Source organism: Gemmatimonadota bacterium (assembly GCA_016209965.1).
Classification (GTDB): Bacteria; Gemmatimonadota; Gemmatimonadetes; order Longimicrobiales; family RSA9; genus JACQVE01.
In genome coordinates this window covers 1-4,574 of sequence record JACQVE010000087.1, presented here as the reverse complement: position 1 = coordinate 4,574, position 4,574 = coordinate 1, and the positions used below count along the sequence as shown (strand labels likewise).

Here is a 4,574-nt window from a genome sequence, read left to right as displayed (position 1 = left end):
GGGCAGGCGCAGCTCCGGTCCCCGGGCCAGCGCCAGGCCCAGGCCGTAGTGCGCCCAGGCCAGCTCGGGGAAGCGGCGCGTGGCCCTTTCAAAGGCGCTCGTGGCCTGGCCGGCGTCCCGCCGCTCGCCGGTAAGCTCGTACAGCCGCAGTGCCATGAGCGCCCGCTGCATGAGCGGCGCCGCTGCCAGCGAGTCGGCTGCCCCAATGGCGGAAGCCTCCAGGCTGCGCCGCAGCGCGGGCGCATCCATTCGGGAGATGGAGTCCTGGAATGCGCTGAAGTCGGACCCCTGCTGGGCCAGTGCGGCGGTGGGCAGCAGCAGCGAGGCGGCGAGCAGGCTGGCGGTGTGCTTCACGGCTATGTCGCGCAGGCAAAAGGGGCGCCAGCGGCGCTCTCCCGCTCCCCCTGCAGAGACGGGGGAGGCGGTGCCGCGGCGAGACCGGACGCCTGCGATTGTACCCCGGCGCGGGCCTGAGCGCTCCGCCCGTCAGACCAGCCGCTCCTCCTGCTGGCATTCCCCGAGTGCGTCAAACAGGCGCTCGAAGTGCTGGGCGCGGTGCGCGGCCGTGGCACAGAGGCGCAGGCGGGCCTGGCCGGGCGAGACGGCCGGGAAGGTCACGGCAGAGACGAAGACGCCGCGAGCGAGCAGCCAGCGCGCCCAGTGGTAGGCGCGCCACTCGTCGCCCAGCAGCAGGGGCACGATGGGTGTGGCAGAGGAGCCGGTATCGAAGCCCAGTCGGGTCAGGCCATCCTTGAGCGTGCAGGTGTTGCAGCGCAGGTATTCCATATGCTCCGGCTCTTCCTGCAGGATGCGCAGCGCTTCCAGCACTGCCGCGGCATTAGCCGGACTCATGGCCGCGGAAAACATGTAGGGCGCCGAGCCGTGCTGGATGAAGATTTTCAGGCCACGCGACCCGGCCACGAATCCGCCCGACGAGGGGATCGCCTTCGAGAGCGAGCCGGTGAGAATGTCAATGTCTGCGGCGTCGATGCCCTGCGCCTCGCAGACGCCGCGCCCCGTGGCGCCGATGGCGCCGATCGAGTGGGCCTCGTCCACCAGCAGGAACGCGCCGTGGCGGCGCTTCAGCTCGATGATCTCCGCCAGCGGCGCCTGATCGCCATCCATGCTGAACACGGCGTCCACGGCCACCAGGACCCGGTTCGCGCCGCGATGGCGGGCCTGGCGCAGGCGCCGCTCGAGGTCAGCCATGTCGTTGTGGCGGAAGCGGCGCACTTCGCAGCCGGCCATGCGCACACCGTCGTGGATGCTCTGGTGCGCATACTGGTCCAGGATCGCCACATCGCCCGGGCCAAAGAGCGAGGTAATCGCCGCCAGGTTGGCGTCGTAGCCGGATCCAAAGATGGCGGCCGCCTCCTGGCCGAGAAAACGGGCCAGCTCCTCCTCCAGCTCGAGGTGCAGCTCGAGCGTGCCGGTGAGCAGGCGTACGCCACCCGTGGACGTGCCGTACCGATCCACTGTTTCCTTGACTGCCCGGCCGATACGCGGGTGGCCGATCAGCCCCAGGTAGCTGTAAGACGAGAACATGATGATGGGCGTGCCCAGTGCGCGCGACTCCGGCCCCGAGGCCTGGCTGAGCGGGAGCTGATAGGTGTAGAGCGCCTGCGGCAGCCCGGCATGAAAGATCTCGAACCAGCGGCGCACGGCGGCCGTGTCGAGCAGCGAACCGGGGGCGATGAGCTGTTCGACCGTGCCCTCCGCGAAAAACCCGTGAAACGGGTCGCGCGTGTAGGCGGCCAACTGCTCAGTGGCCCGGGCGGAAGGCGACCTTGACGGAGCGGTGGCCGTGTTTGTCGAGGGCGGCGCGGAGTGCGGCACGGTAATCCTCCAGGTCGTAGATGTGGGTGACCATCCCGAGTTCGCCGATGCCATTCCGGCGGAGCAGTTCCAGGGCGACGTCGTAGATGTCGCGCCGTGCGCCGGCGTAGGGGACGAAGCCGTAGGCGAATACGCCGGCCAGCGTCAGTTGCCGGTACCAGAGCCGGGTCCAGTCGGCGGAGAGGCGGGCGGCGGCGCCGACCAGCACGATACGTCCGCCCTCGCGGGCCAGGGCCAGGGCGTCATTGGCGGAGGCGCGGCTGCCCACTGTGTCATAGATCAGGGACGGGCCGCCCTCGATGAAGCGGGGGGCGAGCGTGGGGTGGTAGCTGCGCGCGTCCGGCAGGGAGGCGGCCCACTGGTACGCTTCTTCGCGCCCGCGGAATACCGGGCTGGCACCGGCGCGCTGGGCGAGCCCCTGCTGGAACGGGTAGCGGCCGAGCACGGCCACAGGACCGTCCCAGCCGGTGAGGCGCAGGGCTTTGACGGCGAGGGCGCCGATAGTGCCGGCGCCGATGACGAGCACGACGTCGTCCTCCCGGGGCGGGTGCAGCAAGACGGGGCGCAGCGCGGAGGCGAAGGGGTCGGCCAGGACGCCGACCTCGTCAGGCAGTCCCTGGGCGGCGTGGAGCTGGCTGACGTGGGCCACGAAGTAGCGGGACCAGCCGCCGCCGGCGGCCGGGCAGTATCCGATCATAGGCCCGCTCCCAACCGTGCCCTGGGTGGTGTGGCGGCAGAGTCCGTATTCGCCGCGGGCGCAGGCGGGACAGGGGGGCTCGAGCCCGCGCTGCGTGCAGCCCAGCATGGGATTCACAATGACGCGGTCGCCCGTGCTCCAGCCCCGGGCCTCCGGTCCCGTCTCGACAATGCGCCCGATGTTCTCGTGGCCGAAGGTGAAGGGGTAGGCGCCGAACGGCTCGAGGGTGAAGGAGTCATGGGCCGTTACGGCGGAGAGGTCACTGCCGCAAATGCCGCTCAGCGCTGTCTCGACACGGACCCAGTCGGGTGCGGGCAGGGGCGGCGGCTCGACCCGATCCAGCGCGATGCACCCCAGCGAGCCGAGCGCGAGGGCGGGGCGGCGCTGGGCGGCCCAACGGGTCCAGAGGTAGCGAACCGGGCGGTAATGGAAGCGGATCGCGAGCAAGTCGCGTCTCCCTCTCCGGCGTGCAAGAAAATCCCAGGCCGCGCCCCCCTGCGGGCGGCGGCGCTGAATCAGGCGACGGGGATCCGAAAAGAAAGTGTGAGAAGCGGCCCCGCGACCAGCATGTTCCCGCGACAGCGGTACTGCACTTCGTGGGGCGGAAAGAAGCCCACCGCGCAAAAGTGTACCTCCAGCCGGCCGGGAGTGCAAGGAGTTCTGTGCCGGCCGCTTGTGCGCGCTGTCTGCCCGACCTAACTTTTTTTCTTGCGGCCGCCCACACTCTGGGAAACCGCCGCTTGCTCCGGTAAAGGGATGGACGAACTGACCGCCACTACCGCCCACACCCTGCTCCTGCCTCCAGGCATGGACCGCCGGGGCTTCCTGCGCACGGCGGCGGGCCGCACGGCCGCGGCTGCGCTGGCCTCGCTGCTCCCCGCCGGCTGCGCCCCCGACTACCCGCAAGCAGAGGCCGATGGCGTGCAGCTCCAGAGCCTGTCCCCCAAGGAGTACGCGGTCGCGCGGGCGGCGGCGGAGGCAATGCTGCTGGAAGTGCCCGTGCCCCCGGCGCGCGTCGTGGCGCGCATCGACCGGGAGCTGGCGCTGGTGGGCGATCCCGTGCGCCACGACATGAAGCTGGTGCTGCGGCTGCTCGAGCACTTCACCTGGCTGGGCGGGCGGCTGAGCCGCTTCACGGCGCTCGAGCCACCGGCGCGGCTGCGCTACCTGGAAGGGTGGGGCGGCAGCCGCTTCAACCTGCGGCGTGCGGCGTTCGGTGCGGTCAAGGCTTTCGTCTATTTCACGGCCTACAGTGAGGATGCGACCCGGGCGCTCACCGGTTTCCCGGGCCCCTGGCCGGGTCGCATCAGGGTCCCCGCGTATCCCGTGGATTTCGGCGAGACGGCATGATCATCCAGGGCACGCACCACCGGGGCGACGTGCGCGACCGGAGCGATGCGGTCGTGATCGGCACGGGTGCCGGCGGCGGCACGCTGGCGGCCTATCTGGCGGAGCGCGGCTGGGACGTGGTGATGCTGGAGAAGGGCGGCTTCTTCCGGGCCGAGGACTTCTCGCAGCGCGAGGAGCAGGCCATGGCCGACTTCAACGGCCGGCGCGGCTTCGACGCCACCGTAGACAACGCCGTGTTCCTGACGTACGCGGAAGCAGTGGGCGGGTGCACGGTGCACTACTGGGGGGACTCGTTCCGCACGCCCGCCGACCGGCTCGAGCAGTGGCGGACGGCGCGGGGCGTGGACTGGATGACGCCGGCGGAGCTCGATCCCCACTGGGCCGCCATCGAGCAGGAGCTAGGCATCCACATCGCGGAGGAGCGGCTGTTCAACGAGAACAACCGCCTGGTCCGCCAGGGGTGTGAGGCGCTGGGGATCGAGGGTGGCGCGGTGCCCACCGCGCGCGTCGACTGCATTGGCTGCGGCTGGACGCAGTTCGGCTGCGCATACAACCGCAAGAGCTCGCAGCTCATCACCACGATTCCGCGAGTCTCGCGGGCGGGCGGACGGATCTACAGTGACGCGCGCATCGAGCGCGTCGTGGTCGAGCAGGGGCGCGCGGTGGCGGTCGAAGGGTCGCTGCTGGACCG

5 protein-coding genes are annotated in these 4,574 nt (G+C 70.7%); 2 read left to right on the top strand and 3 right to left on the bottom strand.

Features of this window, described 5'->3' with window-relative positions; genetic code table 11:
- The 3 genes from HY703_03650 to HY703_03640 form a co-directional block, all read right to left on the bottom strand.
- Positions 1-354: hypothetical protein (locus tag HY703_03650; protein MBI4544271.1), on the bottom strand; the 354-nt coding region annotated here is incomplete at its 3' end.
- Between the two features lie 132 nt (positions 355-486).
- The gene (locus tag HY703_03645; protein MBI4544270.1) at positions 487-1,758 is read right to left on the bottom strand and encodes a pyridoxal phosphate-dependent aminotransferase family protein; all 1,272 of its coding nucleotides are present in this window, start codon (positions 1,756-1,758) and stop codon (positions 487-489) included.
- A gap of 4 nt (positions 1,759-1,762) precedes the next feature.
- A complete protein-coding gene (locus HY703_03640; GenBank protein MBI4544269.1) occupies positions 1,763-2,980 on the bottom strand; it encodes an alcohol dehydrogenase catalytic domain-containing protein in 1,218 nt (405 codons plus the stop codon).
- Positions 2,981-3,289: 309 nt separating this feature from the next.
- On the opposite strand from HY703_03640, the gene HY703_03635 reads away from it, so the two are divergent.
- Entirely contained in the window at positions 3,290-3,883 is a 594-nt protein-coding gene (locus HY703_03635; protein ID MBI4544268.1) for a hypothetical protein, read from the top strand.
- Positions 3,880-4,574 (top strand): GMC family oxidoreductase N-terminal domain-containing protein (locus tag HY703_03630; protein ID MBI4544267.1); only part of this gene is annotated, 695 nt, incomplete at its 3' end. The genes HY703_03635 and HY703_03630, both read left to right, overlap by 4 nt.

Excerpts from the sequence above, each read along its gene's own strand:
- HY703_03635 (MBI4544268.1), top strand. The coding sequence starts at position 3,290 with ATGGACGAACTGACCGCCACTACCGCCCACACCCTGCTCCTGCCTCCA.